18 protein-coding genes are annotated in these 17,643 nt (G+C 69.2%); 9 read left to right on the top strand and 9 right to left on the bottom strand.

What is annotated here, in order from left to right; translation table 11 throughout:
- Window positions 1-11 precede the first annotated feature (11 nt).
- Window positions 12-692, bottom strand: coding sequence for a polyhydroxyalkanoate synthesis repressor PhaR (gene phaR, locus J2X41_RS08780; RefSeq protein ID WP_310081219.1), 681 nt, complete (start codon window positions 690-692; stop codon window positions 12-14).
- Between the two features lie 220 nt (window positions 693-912).
- Here phaR and J2X41_RS08775 point away from each other — a divergent pair, with 220 nt between their 5' ends.
- The 3 genes from J2X41_RS08775 (at window position 913) to J2X41_RS08765 (ending at window position 3,936) form a co-directional block, all read left to right on the top strand.
- The gene (locus J2X41_RS08775) at window positions 913-2,088 is read left to right on the top strand and encodes an acetyl-CoA C-acetyltransferase (protein WP_310081218.1); all 1,176 of its coding nucleotides are present in this window, start codon (window positions 913-915) and stop codon (window positions 2,086-2,088) included.
- A gap of 140 nt (window positions 2,089-2,228) precedes the next feature.
- Entirely contained in the window at window positions 2,229-2,954 is a 726-nt protein-coding gene (locus J2X41_RS08770) for a beta-ketoacyl-ACP reductase (protein WP_310081217.1), read from the top strand.
- 259 nt (window positions 2,955-3,213) lie between these two features.
- Entirely contained in the window at window positions 3,214-3,936 is a 723-nt protein-coding gene (locus tag J2X41_RS08765; RefSeq protein ID WP_310081216.1) for a DUF4908 domain-containing protein, read from the top strand.
- 137 nt (window positions 3,937-4,073) lie between these two features.
- On the opposite strand, the gene J2X41_RS08760 is transcribed toward J2X41_RS08765, so the two are convergent.
- The 4 genes from J2X41_RS08760 to tldD form a co-directional block, all read right to left on the bottom strand.
- On the bottom strand, window positions 4,074-5,168 hold the full coding sequence (locus J2X41_RS08760) for a serine hydrolase domain-containing protein (protein ID WP_404979905.1): 1,095 nt from the start codon (window positions 5,166-5,168) through the stop codon (window positions 4,074-4,076).
- 256 nt (window positions 5,169-5,424) lie between these two features.
- Window positions 5,425-7,482 (bottom strand): TonB-dependent receptor domain-containing protein, encoded by a 2,058-nt coding sequence (locus J2X41_RS08755; RefSeq protein ID WP_310081214.1) that lies wholly within the window; start codon window positions 7,480-7,482, stop codon window positions 5,425-5,427.
- A gap of 160 nt (window positions 7,483-7,642) precedes the next feature.
- A complete protein-coding gene (locus J2X41_RS08750; RefSeq protein WP_310081212.1) occupies window positions 7,643-8,242 on the bottom strand; it encodes a cation transporter in 600 nt (199 codons plus the stop codon).
- Window positions 8,243-8,265: 23 nt separating this feature from the next.
- Complete coding sequence (gene tldD, locus J2X41_RS08745; RefSeq protein WP_310081211.1) at window positions 8,266-9,696, bottom strand: metalloprotease TldD; 1,431 nt, start codon at window positions 9,694-9,696, stop codon at window positions 8,266-8,268.
- A gap of 166 nt (window positions 9,697-9,862) precedes the next feature.
- Here tldD and J2X41_RS08740 point away from each other — a divergent pair, with 166 nt between their 5' ends.
- Window positions 9,863-10,333: a YkgJ family cysteine cluster protein gene (locus tag J2X41_RS08740; RefSeq protein WP_310081210.1), complete on the top strand. Its 471-nt coding sequence runs from the start codon at window positions 9,863-9,865 to the stop codon at window positions 10,331-10,333.
- 167 nt (window positions 10,334-10,500) lie between these two features.
- On the opposite strand, the gene J2X41_RS08735 is transcribed toward J2X41_RS08740, so the two are convergent.
- Complete coding sequence (locus J2X41_RS08735) at window positions 10,501-11,406, bottom strand: NAD-dependent epimerase/dehydratase family protein (protein WP_310081209.1); 906 nt, start codon at window positions 11,404-11,406, stop codon at window positions 10,501-10,503.
- A 46-nt stretch (window positions 11,407-11,452) separates the two neighbouring features.
- Here J2X41_RS08735 and J2X41_RS08730 point away from each other — a divergent pair, with 46 nt between their 5' ends.
- From J2X41_RS08730 to J2X41_RS08720, 3 genes are read left to right on the top strand one after another with little or no spacing between them, the layout of a single operon-like run.
- Window positions 11,453-11,797: an MmcQ/YjbR family DNA-binding protein gene (locus tag J2X41_RS08730; RefSeq protein WP_310081207.1), complete on the top strand. Its 345-nt coding sequence runs from the start codon at window positions 11,453-11,455 to the stop codon at window positions 11,795-11,797.
- Entirely contained in the window at window positions 11,794-12,441 is a 648-nt protein-coding gene (locus J2X41_RS08725) for a Pr6Pr family membrane protein (RefSeq protein ID WP_310081206.1), read from the top strand. Before J2X41_RS08730 ends, J2X41_RS08725 begins: the two co-directional genes overlap by 4 nt.
- 20 nt (window positions 12,442-12,461) lie before the next feature.
- Window positions 12,462-13,301 carry an aldo/keto reductase gene (locus J2X41_RS08720; protein ID WP_310081205.1) on the top strand — a complete coding sequence of 280 codons (840 nt, stop codon included), beginning with the start codon at window positions 12,462-12,464 and terminating at the stop codon, window positions 13,299-13,301.
- Window positions 13,302-13,439: 138 nt separating this feature from the next.
- Here the strand turns inward: J2X41_RS08720 and J2X41_RS08715 are convergent, their stop codons facing one another.
- The gene (locus J2X41_RS08715; protein ID WP_310081203.1) at window positions 13,440-14,201 is read right to left on the bottom strand and encodes a polyphosphate kinase 2; all 762 of its coding nucleotides are present in this window, start codon (window positions 14,199-14,201) and stop codon (window positions 13,440-13,442) included.
- A gap of 46 nt (window positions 14,202-14,247) precedes the next feature.
- Here J2X41_RS08715 and J2X41_RS08710 point away from each other — a divergent pair, with 46 nt between their 5' ends.
- Window positions 14,248-14,964, top strand: a complete 717-nt coding sequence (locus tag J2X41_RS08710; RefSeq protein ID WP_310081202.1) for a 16S rRNA (uracil(1498)-N(3))-methyltransferase — start codon at window positions 14,248-14,250, stop codon at window positions 14,962-14,964.
- Window positions 14,965-15,280: 316 nt separating this feature from the next.
- Window positions 15,281-16,639, top strand: a complete 1,359-nt coding sequence (locus J2X41_RS08705; RefSeq protein WP_310081201.1) for a glutamate--cysteine ligase — start codon at window positions 15,281-15,283, stop codon at window positions 16,637-16,639.
- 35 nt (window positions 16,640-16,674) lie between these two features.
- Here the strand turns inward: J2X41_RS08705 and J2X41_RS08700 are convergent, their stop codons facing one another.
- Together J2X41_RS08700 and J2X41_RS08695 are read right to left on the bottom strand one after the other, a co-directional pair.
- Window positions 16,675-16,833, bottom strand: a complete 159-nt coding sequence (locus J2X41_RS08700) for a hypothetical protein (RefSeq protein WP_310081199.1) — start codon at window positions 16,831-16,833, stop codon at window positions 16,675-16,677.
- Between the two features lie 113 nt (window positions 16,834-16,946).
- Window positions 16,947-17,582, bottom strand: a complete 636-nt coding sequence (locus J2X41_RS08695; RefSeq protein ID WP_310081198.1) for a DUF427 domain-containing protein — start codon at window positions 17,580-17,582, stop codon at window positions 16,947-16,949.
- Window positions 17,583-17,643 lie beyond the last annotated feature (61 nt).

The following is a 17,643-nucleotide window of genomic DNA, read 5'->3' as shown; positions in this document are numbered from 1 at the left end:
CCAATCGTTCGCTACGGCTTGGTCGCCAGCTTCTCGATCTGCTGCTGCATGGCCTCAAGCTGGCGTTTGAGGTCGGCCAGGGAGTCCTCGCTGGGCTGCGGCGCGGGCGCGGCGGGCGGAGCCGGTTCGGCCGGGGGCGGGGCGGCGGGAGCGTCCTCGGGCCGGGCGTAGGCGAACGGCGAGAACATCTTCATGGCCCGGTCGAACAGCGCCATGTTCTGGCGGATCTGCTCTTCGTAGACCCCGATGCCCGGCATGCCCTTGGTCCCGCCCACGCCCGGCGTCAGGCCCGCGAACTGGGTGCGCATGCGCTCCTGTTGCTTGGTGAAGCTTTCCAGCGACATCTCCAGATAGCTGGGCAGGAAGGCCTGCATGGAGTTGCCGTAGAAGCCGATCAGCTGGCGTAGGAACTGGATCGGCAGCAGGTTCTGGCCGCCGCCGCGGTTCTCTTCCTCGAAGATGATCTGGGTCAGCACCGAGCGGGTGATGTCGTCGTTGGTCTTGGCGTCGTAGACCACGAAGTCGACCCCCTCCTTCACCATGTCCGACAGGTGATCGAGGGTGACATAGGAAGAAGACGCGGTGTTGTAGAGACGACGGTTGGCGTACTTCTTGATGACGACCTTGTGGCCGGCGCCCTTCTCTCCGGCCTTGGCCGAGGGCGTTTCGCCGTTTTCGTTGTTCTCGGACATTTCATTCCCTAGGACAGCGTTATCTCCGCCTTTTCGCATCGCACTATCGCGGATGCAAAGGCATGGCGCCAGTACCGGCGGCGCTTGGACATCGCAACATCCCGTGAAAATGTGCAGGTGACGAACCCGGCGCCTTTATGCAAGGTGATATTGCACTGCAAAATCATGGGCGCCGCGTCCGCGAGGAGCGCCCGGAACATGTCTCGGGAGCCACCTCGCCATGAGCGACATCGTCATCGTTTCCGCCGCCCGCACCCCCGTTGGATCCTTCCTCGGCGCCCTGTCCAGCCTGCCGGCCCATGAACTGGGCAAGCTGGCCATCCAGGCCGCCGTCGAGCGGGCCGGCATCACGCCGGCCGACGTCGACGAGGTGATCCTGGGCCAGGTGCTGCAGGCCGCCGCCGGCCAGGGCCCGGCCCGCCAGGCCTCGGTCAACGCCGGCATCCCGGTCGAGAGCCCGGCCTGGAGCCTGAACCAGCTGTGCGGCTCGGGCCTGCGCGCGGTGGCCCTGGGCGCCCAGCAGATCGCCGCCGGCGACGCCGACATCGTGGTGGCGGGCGGCCAGGAGAGCATGAGCCAGGCCCCGCACGCCCAGAGCTTGCGCAACGGCCAGAAGATGGGCGACCTGTCGTTCGTCGACACCATGATCAAGGACGGCCTGTGGGACGCCTTCCACGGCTACCACATGGGCCAGACCGCCGAGAACATCGCCGCCCGCTGGCAGATCACCCGCGAGGCCCAGGACAGGTTCGCCGTCGCCAGCCAGAACAAGGCCGAGGCCGCGCAGAAGGCCGGCAGGTTCGACGCCGAGATCGCCCCGGTCACCATCAAGGGCCGCAAGGGCGACACCATCGTCGACAAGGACGAGTTCATCCGTCACGGCGTGACCCTGGACGGCATTTCGGGCCTCAAGCCGGCCTTCGCCAAGGACGGCACGGTCACCGCCGCCAACGCCTCGGGCCTCAATGACGGCGCCGCCGCCCTGGTGCTGATGAGCGCCGACGAGGCCAAGAAGCGCGGCCTGACCCCTCTGGTCCGGATCGCCTCGTGGGCCAACGCCGGCGTCGAGCCGGAGATCATGGGCACCGGCCCGATCCCGGCCTCCAGGAAGGCCCTGGAAAAGGCCGGCTGGACGGTGTCGGACCTTGATCTGGTCGAGTCCAACGAAGCCTTCGCGGCCCAGTCGCTGTGCGTGGTCGGCGAGCTGGGCCTCGACCCGGCCAAGGTCAATGTCAACGGCGGCGCCATCGCCATCGGCCACCCGATCGGCGCCTCGGGCGCGCGCATCCTGACCACCCTGATCCACGAGATGAAGCGCTCCGGAGCCAAGAAGGGCCTGGCGACGTTGTGCATCGGCGGCGGCATGGGCGTGGCCATGTGCGTCGAGGCGGTCTGAGCGGCAGGCCGGCGGACAAGCTTGGCGGACAAGGCTGGCGGGAAACGCTTGTTGGCCAAATCTTCATGACGATCGCCGGCGGGGCCTGTCCCCCGCCGGCGGTCGCGTGCAACGATAAGAAACCTTGACGGGAGAATACCATGGCGAGAGTTGCGTTCGTGACCGGCGGCACCCGGGGCATCGGTCGGGCCATCTGCGAGCGGCTTGTCGCCGACGGCATGAAGGTGGCGGCCGGCTATTCCGGCAACGAGGAGGCCGCCGCGGCCTGCGCCAAGGAACTGGGCGTGATGGTGGTCAAGGGCAATGTCGGCTCGTTCGACGACTGCGCCGCCGCCGTCAAGACGGTCGAGGCCGAGCTGGGTCCGATCGAGGTGCTGGTCAACAACGCCGGCATCACCCGCGACGGCATGCTGCACAAGATGACCTACGAGCAGTGGTCCGAGGTCATCCGCGTCAACATGGACTCGGCCTTCAACATGACCCGCCCGGTCATCGAGGGCATGCGCGAGCGCGGCTGGGGCCGGATCATCAACATCAGCTCGATCAACGGCCAGAAGGGCCAGATGGGCCAGACCAACTACTCGGCCGCCAAGGCCGGGCTGATCGGCTTCACCAAGGCCCTGGCCCTGGAGAACGCCAAGAAGGGCGTCACGGTCAACGTCATCTGCCCGGGCTATATCGACACCGAGATGGTGGCGGCCGTGCCCGAGAACGTCCTGGCCCAGATCATCGCCGGCATCCCGGTCGGCCGCCTGGGCAAGGGCGAGGAGATCGCCGACATGGTCGCGTTCCTGGCCGGCGAGCGGGCAGGCTTCGTGACCGGCGCCACCCTGACCCTGAACGGCGGCCAGTACATGGCGGCCTAGGTAGCGGTCCCAAAGGGCGAGCCGGGGCGACTTAAAGGCCACAGGTCGCCGTAAAAAGACTTGCCGACTTGACGAAGACTCCCCGCCGGTTCGAAGATTCCGGCCGGCGGGGTAATCTTTCCAAGCATTTCATGACGTCTTCGGGAAATTGCGTGGCGGCAACAAGGTCTTCGGCGTCCAAGATTCGCCCTAGTCCCCAGGCATGACCTTGGGGATGAAGAGTCGATCGGCTGTGATGACGGGGCCAGGACGTTGCGGGATGCTGCTGGCGTTCGCCCTCGCGGCCACGGGCGGCGCGGCGAACGCCCAGTCCAGCCTGCGCGACGCGTTCTTCGGCAACCGCGGCGAGGTCCGCAAGGCGCCCGCTCCCCCCATCGCCCGCTACGTCGCCGAGACCGGCGACGCCTTCATCCTGGACCGGGCCGCGCCCCAGCCGCTGATGAAGTTCGAGAACAGCTCCGAGGTCTGGGTGCTGTCGCCCCAGCCGGCCCCGCGCGGCGACACCATCTACAAGAACGAGCTGGGCGAGCCGGTGCTGCGGGCCAGCAAGCTGGGCGGCATGACCCTGTTCACCCGCGAGCGGCCGGGCGGCGACGCCGCGGCCCTGACGGGCAGGGCCAGCTCGATCCAGCCGCCGCCGTTCATCTCGGTCAACGCCCTGTTCCAGCGGCTGGTCCAGGCCAGCGCCCGGGCCAGCCGCGCCGCCCAGCACCGGGTGTCGTTCGAGACCGTCGACGACGCCACCCCCGCCACCTCGGTGCTGGTCGCCGACACCGCCACCGTCACCGCCGAGGCCTTCGAGCGCATGGCCCGCGACGGCGACCGAGGCCTGCTGGCCCGCGTGTCCCGCGTCCTGCTGGCCGAGGGCCACAAGCCCGGCGCCAACCTGAAGGGCGGCGACCTGACGGTCACCTACGCCCCCGGCAAGGGCCTGTCGGGCCGCCCGTCGTCCAAGCGGATCATCAAGATCGTCAATCGGTAGGGGCGGGGGCTACGCGCCAGGAACAGACGTTGGGCCGCTCCCAGGAAGCACGCCTTGCGGTGGCGGCCGACATCGACCCATGGCGGCGGCGGGTCCGGGCGTCCATCTCATCACCGCAGCCGCGAGGCCGGCACCTTTTAGGAGATCGGAGGATTCTCATTTGCAAAAAACGAGAACTGGTCGCGCCCGGTAATCGCGCGCACCATGCGCTGGTAGACGCCGAAACCAGCGCCATCGTTGGCCATGATCACCAGCGCATCGCCCGTGACCGGTTCGGCGCCGCAGTAGGTGGCGCAGCGCCCGTCATTGTTGCCTTCGTGACCCACGCGGCGCCCGTTCGTCCCTTCCTCGATCTCGACGCCCAAGCCCCACCAGTGAGGAACACCCTCGCGCACCGCAACCGCCGGCGTCGTCATCTCCGCTCGAGTGGTCTCCTTCAGTTCCCAGGGCGCGCGATCACGCCGGGGAGAGAGAAGCATCATGAACTTTGCCAGATCGGGCGCGCTTAGAACCAGGCTCGCCGCGGCGTTGGCGAACAACACCCGTTTGGGCGGCGGTGATTTGGGATCGAACGCGCCACCAGCCCGGATCCAATCTGCCTGCGTCCAATCCTGTACCGGCTTACCCCACTCTCGCGCCAATCCTCCGATGAACGCGGACCAGTCCCGCCAGCCCTGCCTTTTCGCCACGCGCCCACCGACGTGTCCCCATGAAACGTTGGTGTCCTCGGTATAGGCTGCGAAGGTGGAGCGCGTCATGCCCGCCGGTACGAACAACATCTTGCGCGCCATCGCATCGAGTCCCAGGCCCGTGAGGTGCTCGGCCACCAACTGCAGCCAGAAGAGGCCTTCGCCGGAGTAGCTGAAGTGCGTGCCCGGCGTGAACTGCGGCGCCAGGGAGGCGGGTTTGCTATCTTCACCCCAGTTGGGAAGGCCGGAGGTATGGGTCAGCACGTGACGCGCCGTGATCGTCGCGAGCGCCGCATCATCGGGCAGGTAGTTCGGACGCAGATAGTCGACGAGGGGCTTGTCGAGGTCGAGCGCGCCGCGATCGGCGAGTTGCAGAGCGATATAGGCGAACACCGCCTTACTGATCGAGGCCGCCTCGAACATGGTGTCCTGGTTTAGGGGCAGGCCGCCTTCGACCTTGGCGACGCCCACGGCGCGAACCCAGGCGATCTTGCCATTGCGTACCAGGATGGCGCACAGGCCAGGCACGCAAGCGGCGGCCATCCATGTCTTCAGGTCAGCGTCAAATCCCGCGGGGACGGCCCAACTGCGCACCGGCGGTCGGGAGCTTGCGGCGCCAGCTTGCAGGAACCCAGCGGCTCCCATCGCGCCACCCAGCACAATCCGGCGAGTTGGACCGCAAGAAGAGACCACTGCTATTCTCCCCACACGCTCAGATCCGTGGAATAGGTTGCCGGAAGCGGAGCTTGCCAGGCAAGAGTCAGGTTTTCGCGTCGCCGGGAACGTCGCCGCCTGAACCTCATCCCAGCCGCTTCCTCACCTGGACGAACAGATAGGGCTCGAACGGTAGCGAGCGGTACTCGATGCGGTCGACCACGTTGTCGGCGCGGGAGCCCTTGTAGATCACCCGCTCGCGCGTGACGTTGCGCGAGCTCCAGTTGGACAGGGTGGTGCGCACCGTCAGGTCGGGGCCGGGCTTCCATTCGACGAAGCCCTCGAAATATCGCTCGGCGCGCTGGGTGCGCACTTCGCCCAGGCGGAAGCGGCTGTACTCGTTGGGGCAGTTGGTCGAGGTCCCCCAGCTCCATTTGCCGCCGGGCATGTCGCGCGTGAAGCTGAGATTGCAGACGAAGGGCGTGGCGTTGGTGATGCGGCGCTTGGCGAAGGTGACCGGGTCGGTGACCTCGCTGTCGAACCAGCTGAGGCGGGCCTTCACCTGGCCGCCGGAGATTCCCAGCTTTTGGGTCGGCAGGGTCACCAGGATCACGAACTGGTCGGACCGGCCCGAGCCGATGTTGCTGGGCGCGTCGCCGCCGCCGATCAGGGGCTTGTAGTCGACGGCGTCGGAAATCTCGGCATGGGTCAGGGTGGTCGAGATCGAGCCCGCGCCCCAGAACCGCCGCTCCCAGGCGACCTCGCCGACCCACGAGCGCTGGGGCTCGAGGTTGGCGTCCGCGCCGTCCTGGCTGCCGGCGGTCAGGTCGGCCGAGGCGATGAAGTCGCCGAAGTCCAGCTGCCCGACCTCGCGCTCGACCCGCACGCGCAGCTGGTCGACGCTGTTGGGGCTCCAGGTCGCCAGCACCCGGGGCTTGGGGTAGAAGAAGCTGCGCTCCAGGTCGACGCCGCCGCTCTGGGTGATGCGCGAGACCTCCAGCCGCGCGCCGGCCTCGATCGTCAGTTTCGGACTGGCCCGCCAGACGGCCTTTCCGGCCGCCTCGCCCCGTAGCTCCTCGACCTTCACGTGCGGCGGGCCGATGTCGACAGGCGCCCCGTTGACGTCGTAGCGGATGTCGCCGTCCAGGAAATTGTAGGCGCCCTCGACGCTGCCCTCCAGCGACAGGGCTTGCGAGCGCCGATGCTTGAGTTCGCCGCGCAGGATGCTCTCGCCGGTCTTGTCGCGCTCGCGATAGACCTCGGCGCGGGCGGGCATGGCGAAGGTCGAGCCGTAGGTCTCGTCGCCCAGGTTCTGCAGGAACACCAGCTGCAGGTCGGTGCGCGGGCCCAGCCGGGCGTCGTAGCGGGCCCCGAACTCGCCGGTCCATTCCTTGTTGGTCTCGCCGCTGTCCTGGCGGCCGGGACTGGGCTGGTAGCGAGTGTAGACGACGTCGCGGTCGTACGAGAAGTACTCGACCTTGCCGTTGACCCGGATCTTGCCGCCGGGCGCGGCCCGCTGGATCGCGCCGCGCGCCGCGTAGTTCTGGATCTGGTCGTAGCCCTTGACGGCTTCGCGGATGGTCGGGCGGCCGTCGGGGAAGCTGGTCACCCGGGCGCCGCCGTCGAAGGTCTGGTCGGTGCGGTCGACCGTGGCCTTCAGCGAACCCTCGATCTCGTTGATCCCGTCGCGGCGCGAGGCCTGGAACTCCAGCAGCGGTCCGAACAGGCCGTCGGGATAGAGATAGGTCTGGATGTTGGCGACCTTCTCGACCTGAACCGTCGACTTGATCACCACATTGGCCAGGATGGTCTGGCCCTGCATGTCGATGCCCGGCGCGCCGCCGCGGATCAGCTCCACGCGCTCGACCGCCGAGGCCGAGATGCGCTTGAGGATGTCGTCGAGGTTCTCGCTCTTGGTGGTGGGGCGCTCGCCGTTGACCAGCACGTTGCCGGCCGTGCCGGCGAAGCCGCGAGCGCTGTCGCCGCGGTCCAGCCGGAAGCCGGGCAGGCGGGTGATCATGTCGTAGGCGGTGCTGGGCCGCTGCTCGGCGAAGAAGTCGGGTGGGTAGGCCGTCACCCCGCGCTGGGCGTCGGCGGCGGGCGCGGCGACTGCGAGCGGGGTAGGGGACGTGGCCGGCGGCGCGGCGGCCTGGGCTTCGGGCGCGGCCAGGCTCAAGGCGAAGACGACGGAAGCAAGACCCATGACGCGGAACCCCCAAAGCCCCCGCTTTGTTGGCCGCGACCCTGTCGGCGCCGAAGCGTCCGAGCCAGTTACAAAACCGAAAGGTAGGTTACATTTGTGAAATGTTTCCGCCGATCACCTTGGTGAAATCCACTTTCCCGTTGCAAGACAAGGTCTTGCTTCAGGGTTCCGGCGGCGCGCCCACGGCTTTCCGCTCGCCGCGCGCCGCCGTCCAGACCGCCTTGGCGGCGTCGATGTTCATGCACGCGATCCCCAGGCCGACCACCAGGTCTGGCCAGGGCGAGCGGGTGAGGACCGTGGCCGCCCCCGCGGCGATGATCGCGACATTGGCCAGGGCGTCGTTGCGGGCCGACAGGAAGGCCGCCTTGGTCAGGCTGCCCGAATGATGCCGGAACCGGGCCAGGGTGAAGGCGCAGTACAGGTTCACGGCCAGGGCGCCGGCGCCGGTCAGGGTGAGCCGCAGCGCCTCGGGCGGGACCGGGTCGGCGTACTTGCGCCACACGGCCCACAGAAAGGCCAGGGCGGGCGCGAGCAGCAGGCCCGCTAGCGCCATGCCGACCTGGGCCCTGCGCCTGGCGCTCCAGCCCAGGGCGGCGAAGATCAGGAAGTTGACCGCGGCGTCCTCGAGGAAGTCGACGCTGTCGGCCAGCAGAGAGACCGAGCCGATGTGCAGGGCGACGGCGAACTCCACGCCGAAATAGGCCAGGTTCAGCACCGCCACCAGCCGGATGGCGCGGCCAAGCCCGTCTTCCGCCGCCATCGAGGTCCCTCCGGTCGGCGCCCCTAAACCGCCGTGCCGCCCACGGTCAGGCCGGTGATCTTCAGCGACGGCTGACCGACGCCCACCGGCACGCCCTGGCCGGACTTGCCGCAGACGCCGATGCCGGGGTCAAAGTCGAAGTCGTTCCCGATCATCGTCACTTTCGTGAGGGCGGAGGGGCCGTCGCCGATCAGGGTGGCGCCCTTGACCGGGGCGGTGATCTTGCCGTCCTCGACCAGATAGGCCTCGGTGCACTGGAAGACGAACTTGCCGTTGGTGATGTCGACCTGGCCGCCGCCGAAATTGGCGCAGTAGAGGCCGCGCTTCATCGAGGCGATCATCTCGGCCGGATCGTCGGTTCCGGCCAGCATGCCGGTGTTGGTCATCCGGGGCATGGGCATGTGGGCGTAGGACTGGCGGCGGCCGTTGCCGGTCGGCGCCATGCCCATCAGCCGGGCGCTCATCCGGTCGTGCATGTAGCCCACCAATATGCCGTCCTCGATCAGCACGGTGCGCTCGGTCGGGGTGCCCTCGTCGTCGATGGTCAGCGAGCCGCGGCGGCCGGGGATCGCCCCGTCGTCGAACACCGTGACGCCCTTGGCCGCCACCCGCTCGCCGATGCGGCCGGAGAAGGCGCTGATGCCCTTGCGGTTGAAGTCGCCCTCCAGGCCGTGGCCGACCGCCTCGTGCAGCAGCACGCCGTTCCAGCCGGGGCCCAGGACCACGTCCATCTCGCCGGCCGGGCAGGCCACGGCGTCGAGATTGACCAAGGCCATGCGCAGGGCCTCGTCGACCTGGGCCCGCCACTTGTCGGGGCTGATCCAGGCGGAAAAGCCCGCGCGCCCGCCGGCCCCGGACGTGCCCGCCTCGCGGCGGCCGTCCTTCTCGACCGTGACCTGGACATTGACCCGGACCAGCGGCCGCACGTCGCGCAGCAGCCGGCCGTCGGCCCGCAGGATCTCGACCACCCGGCGCTCGCCGGCCATCGAGGCCATCACCTGGACGACGCGCGGGTCGCGGGCCCGGGCGAAGGCGTCGATCTCCTGCAGCAGGCTGACCTTGTCGGAGAAGGCGGGGGACGAGACCGGGTCGTCCTCGCCATAGAGGCGCTCGTTGGTGGCGCGCGGGGCCTCGGCGCTGACGCCGGCATAGCCGCGGCGGGCCAGCCGGGCCGAGTCGGCGGCGCGGCCGATGGCGGCTTCGGAAATCTCGGCCGAATAGGCGTAGCCGGCGGTCTCGCCGGCCACCACCCGCAGGCCGAAGCCCTCGCCCGAGTCGTAGGAGGCGCTCTTCAGCCGGCCGTCGTCGAACACGAAGGACTCGCTCTCGGAGCGTTCGACGAACAGCTCCCCGTCGTCGGCGCCAGCCAGGGCCTCGCCCAGCATGGCGCGGGCGCGTTCGGGATCGACATTGGCCGAGGCCAGCAGGGAGGGGGCGGTGATGGGAGCGGTCATGGGCCTACAGGTAGGCGTTTCGCCCGCCCTCGTCATCACCCTGGCGACGATTCGACGCCGTTTGGGACCAGGGCGCGAAAAACCGTCACGAAACCGCGATAGATCCGTCACCGGACGATTGGGGCGAACGACGGTGGACCAGGCCAGGACCTGTGGCGATTGCGGGATGTGCTGCAAGGTCCTGCACATCGGCGAGCTGGACAAGCCCGCGGGCCAGTGGTGCGGCGTGTTCCGCAAGGGTTCGGGCTGCGGCGACTACGCGGCCCGGCCCCAGGCCTGCCGGGGTTTCCACTGCCTGTGGCTGACGTCGGAGAAGCTGGACGCCGCCTGGCGGCCCGACAAGGCCGGCTTCCTGATGTACCCCGACCGCGACGGCAAGCGGCTGAACGTCGTGGTCGATCCGGGCAAGCCGGCCGCCTGGCGGCGCGAGCCCTACTATTCGCGGCTGAAGGCCATGTCGCAGCGGGCCCTCGACGGCTACGAGCTGCTGATCTGCATCGGCGACCGCCGGGTGGTGATGTTCCCCACCGAGGACGTCGACCTGGGCGTGCTGAACCCCGACCACAAGCTGGTCAGCGGCTATGTCGACCAAGACGGCGGCAGGGTCCCGTTCGCCATGGTGCTGAGCGACGCGTAGGGCGGCTGCTGGTCCCTGAACTTCCTCGGTTGTCATCCCGGAAGCCTCGCAGAGGCTGTCCGGGACCCAGGGGACTGGGCGAAGGCGGTGCGGTTGTCCTGGGTCCCGGGCAAGCGCTACGCGCTTTCCGGGATGACAACGATGAGGGGGTCTCGCCTCTAGCCTCCTCAGAACCGCGGCCGGAAGTCCCGCGGCGCCCAGCCGAAATCCCGCCGCGCCGGGGCGTCGTCGAAGGTCAGGTCCTGGGCCATGCGGTCGGCCATGGTCGCCGTGGCGCCCGGATAGAACGGCTTGGCCAGGGTCAGCAGCAGGCGGAACAGCCACGGCGGCAGGGGCAGGATCGCCGGGCGGCGGCCCAGGCCCGCGAAGATCCGCTCGGCCATGGCGCGATAGGTCAGGGTCTCGCCGCCGACCAGGTCATAGGCCTTGTTCCAGGCGGCCGGCGTCTTGGCGGCGGCGATCGCGCCTTGCGCCAGGTCGTCGGCGTGCACCGGTTGGCGCAGGCCCTCGCCCCGACCCGACAGCGGCAGCACCTTGAACCGCCGGATCAGGCCGGCCAGGCGGCTGACATTGCCGTCGCGGCCTTCGACATAGATCAGGGTCGGCCGCAGGATCGTCCAGGCCACGCCGTGCTCGGCGCAGAACGCCTCGACCCCCGCCTCGGCCTCGGCCAGCGACCGGGCCACGGCCCGCTCGGAGGGCTCGGTCGAGTCCTGCTTGGTGAAGCGGCTGGTCGAGGAGAACGCCACCAGCCGGGTCATGCCACGGGCCTTCAGGGCCGGCAGGGCGCCGGGCAGCAGCCAGAGCGGCGACAGCGACAGCACCGTGGCCAGCGGCGGCAGCTCGTCGGCCAGGTCCGGATCGGACAGGTCGCCGTCCACCCAGCAGACGTCGTCGGTGGGCGGACGCCGGCTCAGCGAGATCGGCGTGATCCCCAGGGCGTTCAGCCGCGCCAGCATGAAGCCGCCGATCAGGCTGGTGGCGCCCAGCACCAGGACCGGCGAGGCCATGCTCGACGGAGTCTGGCCCGACGGCGCCTGGACCGAAGGGGAGGGGGTGTTTTCAGCGTCCATCTTCCTCCTATAGTCGGGCCATGAGCGACGACCCAGGATTTTGGTCATGACCTTCGAGGACGTTCGCGCCTTCGCCTTCAAACTGCCCGGCGTCGCCGACGGAACGGCCTATGGCCATCCGTGCCTGAAGGCGCACGGAAAGTTCCTGACCCGCGTGTGGGACGACGGCGACACCCTGGTCTGCCCCGGCGTCGGTTTCGACGAGCGCGAGCTGCTGATCGAGGCCGAGCCGGAGACCTTCTTCGTCACCGATCACTACAAGGGCTATCCCTATGTCCTGATCCGCCTGTCGCGGGTCGGGGCCGGCACGGTGGAGCGGCTGATCGAGCGCCGGTGGCGGGCGACGGCGCCGCGCAAGCTGCTCAAGGCCCATGACGCGGAGACGGCATGAAGATCCTGTGGCGAAGCGGGGCGGCGGCGGTCGTCTGGTCGGGCGTGCTCCTGCAGTTCTGGCTGATGCTCCACGGCCGCCCGCCGGCCGAGGCCGCCCACGCGGCCGTCAAGTTCCTGAGCTTCTTCACGGTGCTCAGCAACATCGCGGTGGGGACCCTGCTGGCGGCCCCGGTTCTGGCCGCCGATCGGCCGCTGGGGCGATGGGCCGAGCGGGCCGGGACCCGCGTGGCGGTCGGCGTCTATATCGCCGTGACGGCCGCGATCTACCACACGCTGCTGGCGGGGCTGTGGCGGCCGACCGGCCTGCAGCTGCTCGCCGACACCCTGCTGCACACCGTGGTCCCGGCCCTGTTCCTGGCCGACTTCCTGGCCTTTCCGCCGGGCGAGGCGGCCAAGTGGCGCTCGGCCTGGAAGGCGCTGGTGTTCCCGCTGGCCTACGGCGCCTGGTCGCTGGTCCATGGAGCGGCGACGGGTTTCTATCCCTATCCGTTCCTCGACGTGGGCAAGCGCGGCTACGGGGCGGTGCTGGTCACCATGCTGCTGATGGGCGCGGGCTTCTACGCCGTGACCCTGGCCCTGACCGGCCTGCAGCATCTGCAACGGCGGCTGGCGCGTCGGCCCCGAGCGCCTATATCGGCCTGAGCCCTTCCCGGAGACCCGCCATGCCTCATCTGATCCCCGACCTTCGCGCGGGCGACGTGGCCATGCCGGTCGTCGGCCTGGGCACCTGGCAGCTGGAGGGCGCGGCCGCCCAGGCCATGGTCGAGAAGGCCCTGGAGCTTGGATACCGTCACATCGACACCGCCCAGGCCTATCGCAACGAGCAGGACGTCGGGGCGGCGCTGGCCGCGACGGGCGTGCCGCGCGACCAGATCTTCCTGACCACGAAGGTCTGGGTCGACCAGTTCGCCCAGGGCGACCTGCAGCGCTCGGTCGAGGCCAGTCTCAAGCGCCTGAGGGTCCCGCGGGTCGACCTGCTGCTGCTGCACTGGCCCAAGCCGAAACCGGCCCTGGCCGAGACCCTGGCGGCGCTGAACGACGTCCACGCCCGCGGCCTGACCCGCGCCATCGGCCTGTCGAACTTTCCTTCGGCCCTGATGGCCAAGGCCCAGACGGCGTCCGAGGCGCCGATCGCCACCAACCAGGTCGAGTACCATCCCTACCTGTCGCAGAAGACCCTGATCGCTAAGGCCCGGGCGATGGGCTCGACGATCACCGCCTGGTCGCCCCTGGCCCAGGGCAAGGTGGCGACCGACCCGGTGCTGGTCGAGATCGGCGAGGCGCACGGCAAGACCCCGGGCCAGGTGACCCTGCGCTGGCAGGTCCAGCAGGGCGTGGCCACCATTCCGCGGACCAGCAACCCGGCGCGGCTGGCCGAGAACTTCGACATCTTCGACTTCGCCCTGTCGGACGCCGAGATGGCGCGGATCTTCGCCCTGGCGCGGCCGAACGGGCGGCTGGGGGAGTGGCTGGATCCGGCGTTCGAATGGGACGTGGATTAGGACCCTCCCCCTCTGGGGGAGGCGATCGCGCAGCGATCGGTGGGGGGAGTCTTTGGGCCGTCGATCCTGGCGGCGGCGAGCTCCCGATCGCTCCCCCCTCCGTCGGCTACGCCGACACCTCCCCCACAGGGGGAGGATCTACCGCGCCAGCCGTCCGTCCGTCAGCGCCGCCGGCTCGAACCTGAAGATCACCTCCGGGTCCGGCTGGGGAATCCCCTTCAGCAGCTTCTTCGGCGCCGAGACGTGCAGCAGCCAGCGCAGGATGTTCAGCCGCGCGGCCTTCTTGTGGTTGGCGCGGACGCAGACCCACGGGGCGGGCGTGGAGTGGGTGCGGATCAGCATCTCGTCGCGGGCCACCGAATAGTCGTCCCACTTGGCCTGGGCCACGGCGTCCAGGTCGCTGACCTTGAAGGCCTTCAGCGGCTCGTCGCGGCGGGCCTTCAGGCGCTCGGCCTGGGTGTCCTGGTCGATGTCGAGCCAGAACTTGGTCAGCTTGATGCCGTTGTCGACCAGCATCAGCTCGAAGGCCGGCACGTCGCGCAGGAACTGCTCCTGCGCCTGCGGGGTGGAAAAGCCCATCACCCGCTCGACCCCGGCCCGGTTGTACCAGGAGCGGTTGAAGACCACGGCCTCGCCGGCCCCGGGCAGATAGCGGACGTAGCGCTGGAAATACCACTCGCTGCGTTCGCGCTCGTTGGGGGCGGGCAGCGAGATCACCTGGGTGGCGCGGCGGTGGGCGTGCTCGGTCAGGCGGGCGATGGCCCCGTCCTTGCCGGCGGCGTCGCGGCCCTCGAACAGGGTGACCGTCTTCCAGCCGTCCTTGATCGCCTGTTTCTGCAGCGCGATCATCGCCAGCTGCAGGTCGCGAAGTTCGGCTTCGTAGTCTTCGAGCTTGCTCATCGCTCGAGCCTACCCCCGGAACGTCCAGTTGCGCTAGAAGGACGCCATGATCCGTCTCTTCGTTCCGCATCCGCTCAAGGCCGGCGCCGGCGTCGCGCCCACCATCGACCAGTCGCGCTACCTGACCGCGGTGATGCGGCTCGATGTCGGCGACGAGATCCTGGTGTTCAACGGCCAGGACGGCGAGTGGCGCGCCAGCCTGACCGAGGCCGGCAAGCGCGGCTGCCTGCTGAGGGCCGAGGAACAGACGCGGCCCCAGGCCTACGGCCCCGACCTCGACCTGGTGATCGCCATGGTCAAGCGCGGCCGGGTCGAGACCATCGTCGAGAAGGCCGCCGAGCTGGGCGCCCGGCGGGTGCGCCTGACCCAGACGCGGCGGACCAATGTCGACTTCCTCAAGCTGGGGCGCCTGGACGCCATCGCCATCGAGGCCGCCGAGCAGACCGGCCGCCTGGACGTCCCGGCCGTCGACGACCCGCAGAAGCTGGACAAGATCCTCGACGCCTGGGATCCGGCCCGTCGCCTGGTGTTCTGCGACGAGGGCGGCGACGCCCGGCCGATGATCCAGGCCCTCGCGGAGACCGGCCCGCCGGCCGCCATCCTGATCGGCCCCGAAGGCGGCTTCGCCCCGGAAGAGCGCGAGCGCCTGCGGTCGCTGCCCTTCGTCATCCCAGTGTCGCTCGGCCCCCGCATCCTGCGCGCCGACACGGCGGCCATCGCGGCGATGACCCTGTGGCAGGCGGCGGCGGGAGATTGGCGGTAGGGCGCGCCCTACCCCTTTGAACCGTCATTCCGGGCCTTGTGCCCGGAACCCCTGGTTCAGCCCGCATGTGAAGCGCCTTGGCGTGCTGGCGCGCCACGTCTCCGCACCTGCGACGGACAAAGGGGTTCCGGGCACAAGGCCCGGAATGACGGAGCTATTTGAAGTTACCTTCCCGCGAGCGGAACCTTCCCATCGCGAAACCCTGTCCGCGCCCCTTGAGGTTCGCTAAGAAAACGCCCAACTGCGCAGCACGACAGTTCGCGGGCGGGTCGGAGGAGCGTTCCTCCCTCTGGAAGCGTGTTTTGGGGAGGGGCCGATGGCCGAAGCCGTGAGCCAGGAGCGTCCGCTGACGCTGGACGATCTGACCGCCTATTTCGCCCAGGGCTCCAAGCCCAGGGACCAGTTCCGGGTCGGCGCCGAGCACGAGAAGTTCGGCTTCTATCTGGGCTCCAACACGCCGGTTCCCTACGAGGGCGACAAGGGCGTCCACGCCCTGCTGACCGGCCTGCAGCGCTTCGGCTGGAAGCCGGTGATGGAAGGCCCGACCATCATCGGGCTCGAGCGCAACGGCGCCAATGTCAGCCTGGAGCCGGGCGGCCAGTTCGAGCTTTCCGGCGCGCCCCTCAAGACCATGCACGACATCTGCGAGGAGACCGGCCAGCACCTGGACGAGGTCAAGGCCGTGGCCGACGAGCTGGGGCTGGGCTTCCTGGGGCTGGGCTTCTCCCCGCTGTGGCGGCGGGAGGAGGTGCCGGTGATGCCCAAGGGCCGGTATGTCATCATGCGCGAGTACATGCCCAAGGTTGGCGGCCTGGGCCTGGACATGATGCTGCGCACCTGCACGGTGCAGGCCAATCTCGACTTCTCCAGCGAAGCCGACATGGTCGCCAAGTTCCGCATGAGCCTGGCCCTGCAGCCGATCGCCACCGCCCTGTTCGCCAATTCGCCGTTCACCGAGGGCAAGCCCAACGGCTTCCTGTCGGCCCGCGCCAACGTCTGGACCGACACCGACGCCGACCGCACCGGCCTGCTGGACTTCGTGTTCGAGGACGGCTTCGACTTCGAGCGCTACGCCCGCTACGCCCTGGACGTGCCGATGTACTTCGCCAAGCGCGGCGACCGCTATATCGACCTGGCCGGCCGCAGCTTCCGCGACTTCATCGACGGCAAGATCGATGAGCTGCCGGGCGAGCGCGCCTCGATCAAGGACTGGGCCGACCACACCACGACCCTGTTCCCCGAGGTGCGGCTCAAGACCTACCTGGAGATGCGCGGCGCCGACGCCGGGCCGTGGAGCCGTCTCTGCGCCCTGCCAGCCTTGTGGACGGGGGTGTTCTATGACGACGCGGCCCTGGCCGCGGCGTGGGACCTCTGCAAGGACTGGACGGCCGAGGATCGCGCCGGCCTGCGCCGCGACGTGCCCAGGCTGGGCCTGAAGGCCATGGTCGCCGGGCGCTCGGCCCAGGACGTGGCCAAGGACTTCGTGGCCATCGCCAAGCAGGGCCTCAAGGCCCGCGCCCACCTGAACGGCGGCTTCCTGGACGAGACGATCTATCTGGGCGACCTGGAAGAGATCGCAGCCACCGGCATCACCCCGGCCGAACGGCTGCTGGCGCTCTATGACGGCGCGTGGAAGGGCGACATCAGCCGGGTGTTCGAGGACTTCGCCTACTGAGGTCCACGCTCGGCCGAGACCGGCCGCGGCTCTAGCTAGAAGATCGCGCGGATCGCGGCGATGATCCCGAACCAGGCCAGGGTGCTGACGGCCAGCAGCGCCAGGCGTTCCCAGGCGACCCGGGCGCCGGCGGGGCGCGGTCGCGTCCGGCCGGACGAGGGACGCAGACCGGGATCATAACCGATGTAAGCCACGACGTTTCTCCCAGGAGGCCTCTCTGCGGGAGGCTTCACGCTTGAGCGTTGCCGTCATTGCAGCGCTTCAAAGGTTAACGAACGTTGTATGGTCCAGGTTCCTTGAACAGGGCCTAGATGGATCCGGTTCCTTCATAGGGCTTGGCCACCGGCGACGGGCCGTCCTCGCGGATGTCGTCGCCTTCCCAGGCTTCGTCGTCGGGCATGGAGACGTTGGCGTCCCAGTGCTCGGCCTGGCTGGCGCCCGAGCCGCTGTCGGTGTGCCGGACCACCTCGTCCACGCCATGCGGATCGGCCGGGTCGAAGGAGCGGGCGGCGTCGACGCCGCGGGCCGGCGCGTTGGCCGCCTCGGGCCGGCCGTGGTCGGCGGCCTCGGTGTCCGACGCCGACTGCGCGCCGACCTGGAAGTCGAAATGCTCGGGATAGAAGGCCAGCCGGCCGGCGATCCGGCTCATGCCGGGCAGCGGGTCCTCGTACGACCAGACGGCGTTCTCGACGATCTGCCGGTCGCGCATGATCGTGTAGTACGAGGCCTGGCCCTTGTAGGGGCAATGGGTGACCTTGTCGGTCTTCCTCAGGAAAGCCATGGCCACGTGTTCGCGCGGGAAGTAGCGGACCGGCTCGTGCCCCGCCTCGCGCAGCACCAGCACGTCGTCGCTGGTGGCGATGCTGTGGCCCTCGAACAGCACCTGGACCCGGCCGGGCTCCTTGGCGCAGGTGATCGGGTGGTCCTGATGGGTGGCGTCCATGGCTGAATTCTCCCGCGAGACGAGGTGACGCCTATCAAACGCATGGGACGGGAACGGGGCT

It is taken from the genome of Caulobacter sp. BE254 (assembly GCF_031457295.1).
Lineage (GTDB): Bacteria > Pseudomonadota > Alphaproteobacteria > Caulobacterales > Caulobacteraceae > Caulobacter.
The sequence above is the reverse complement of the archived record's forward strand: the minus strand, read 5'-3'. Positions and strand labels throughout refer to the sequence as shown.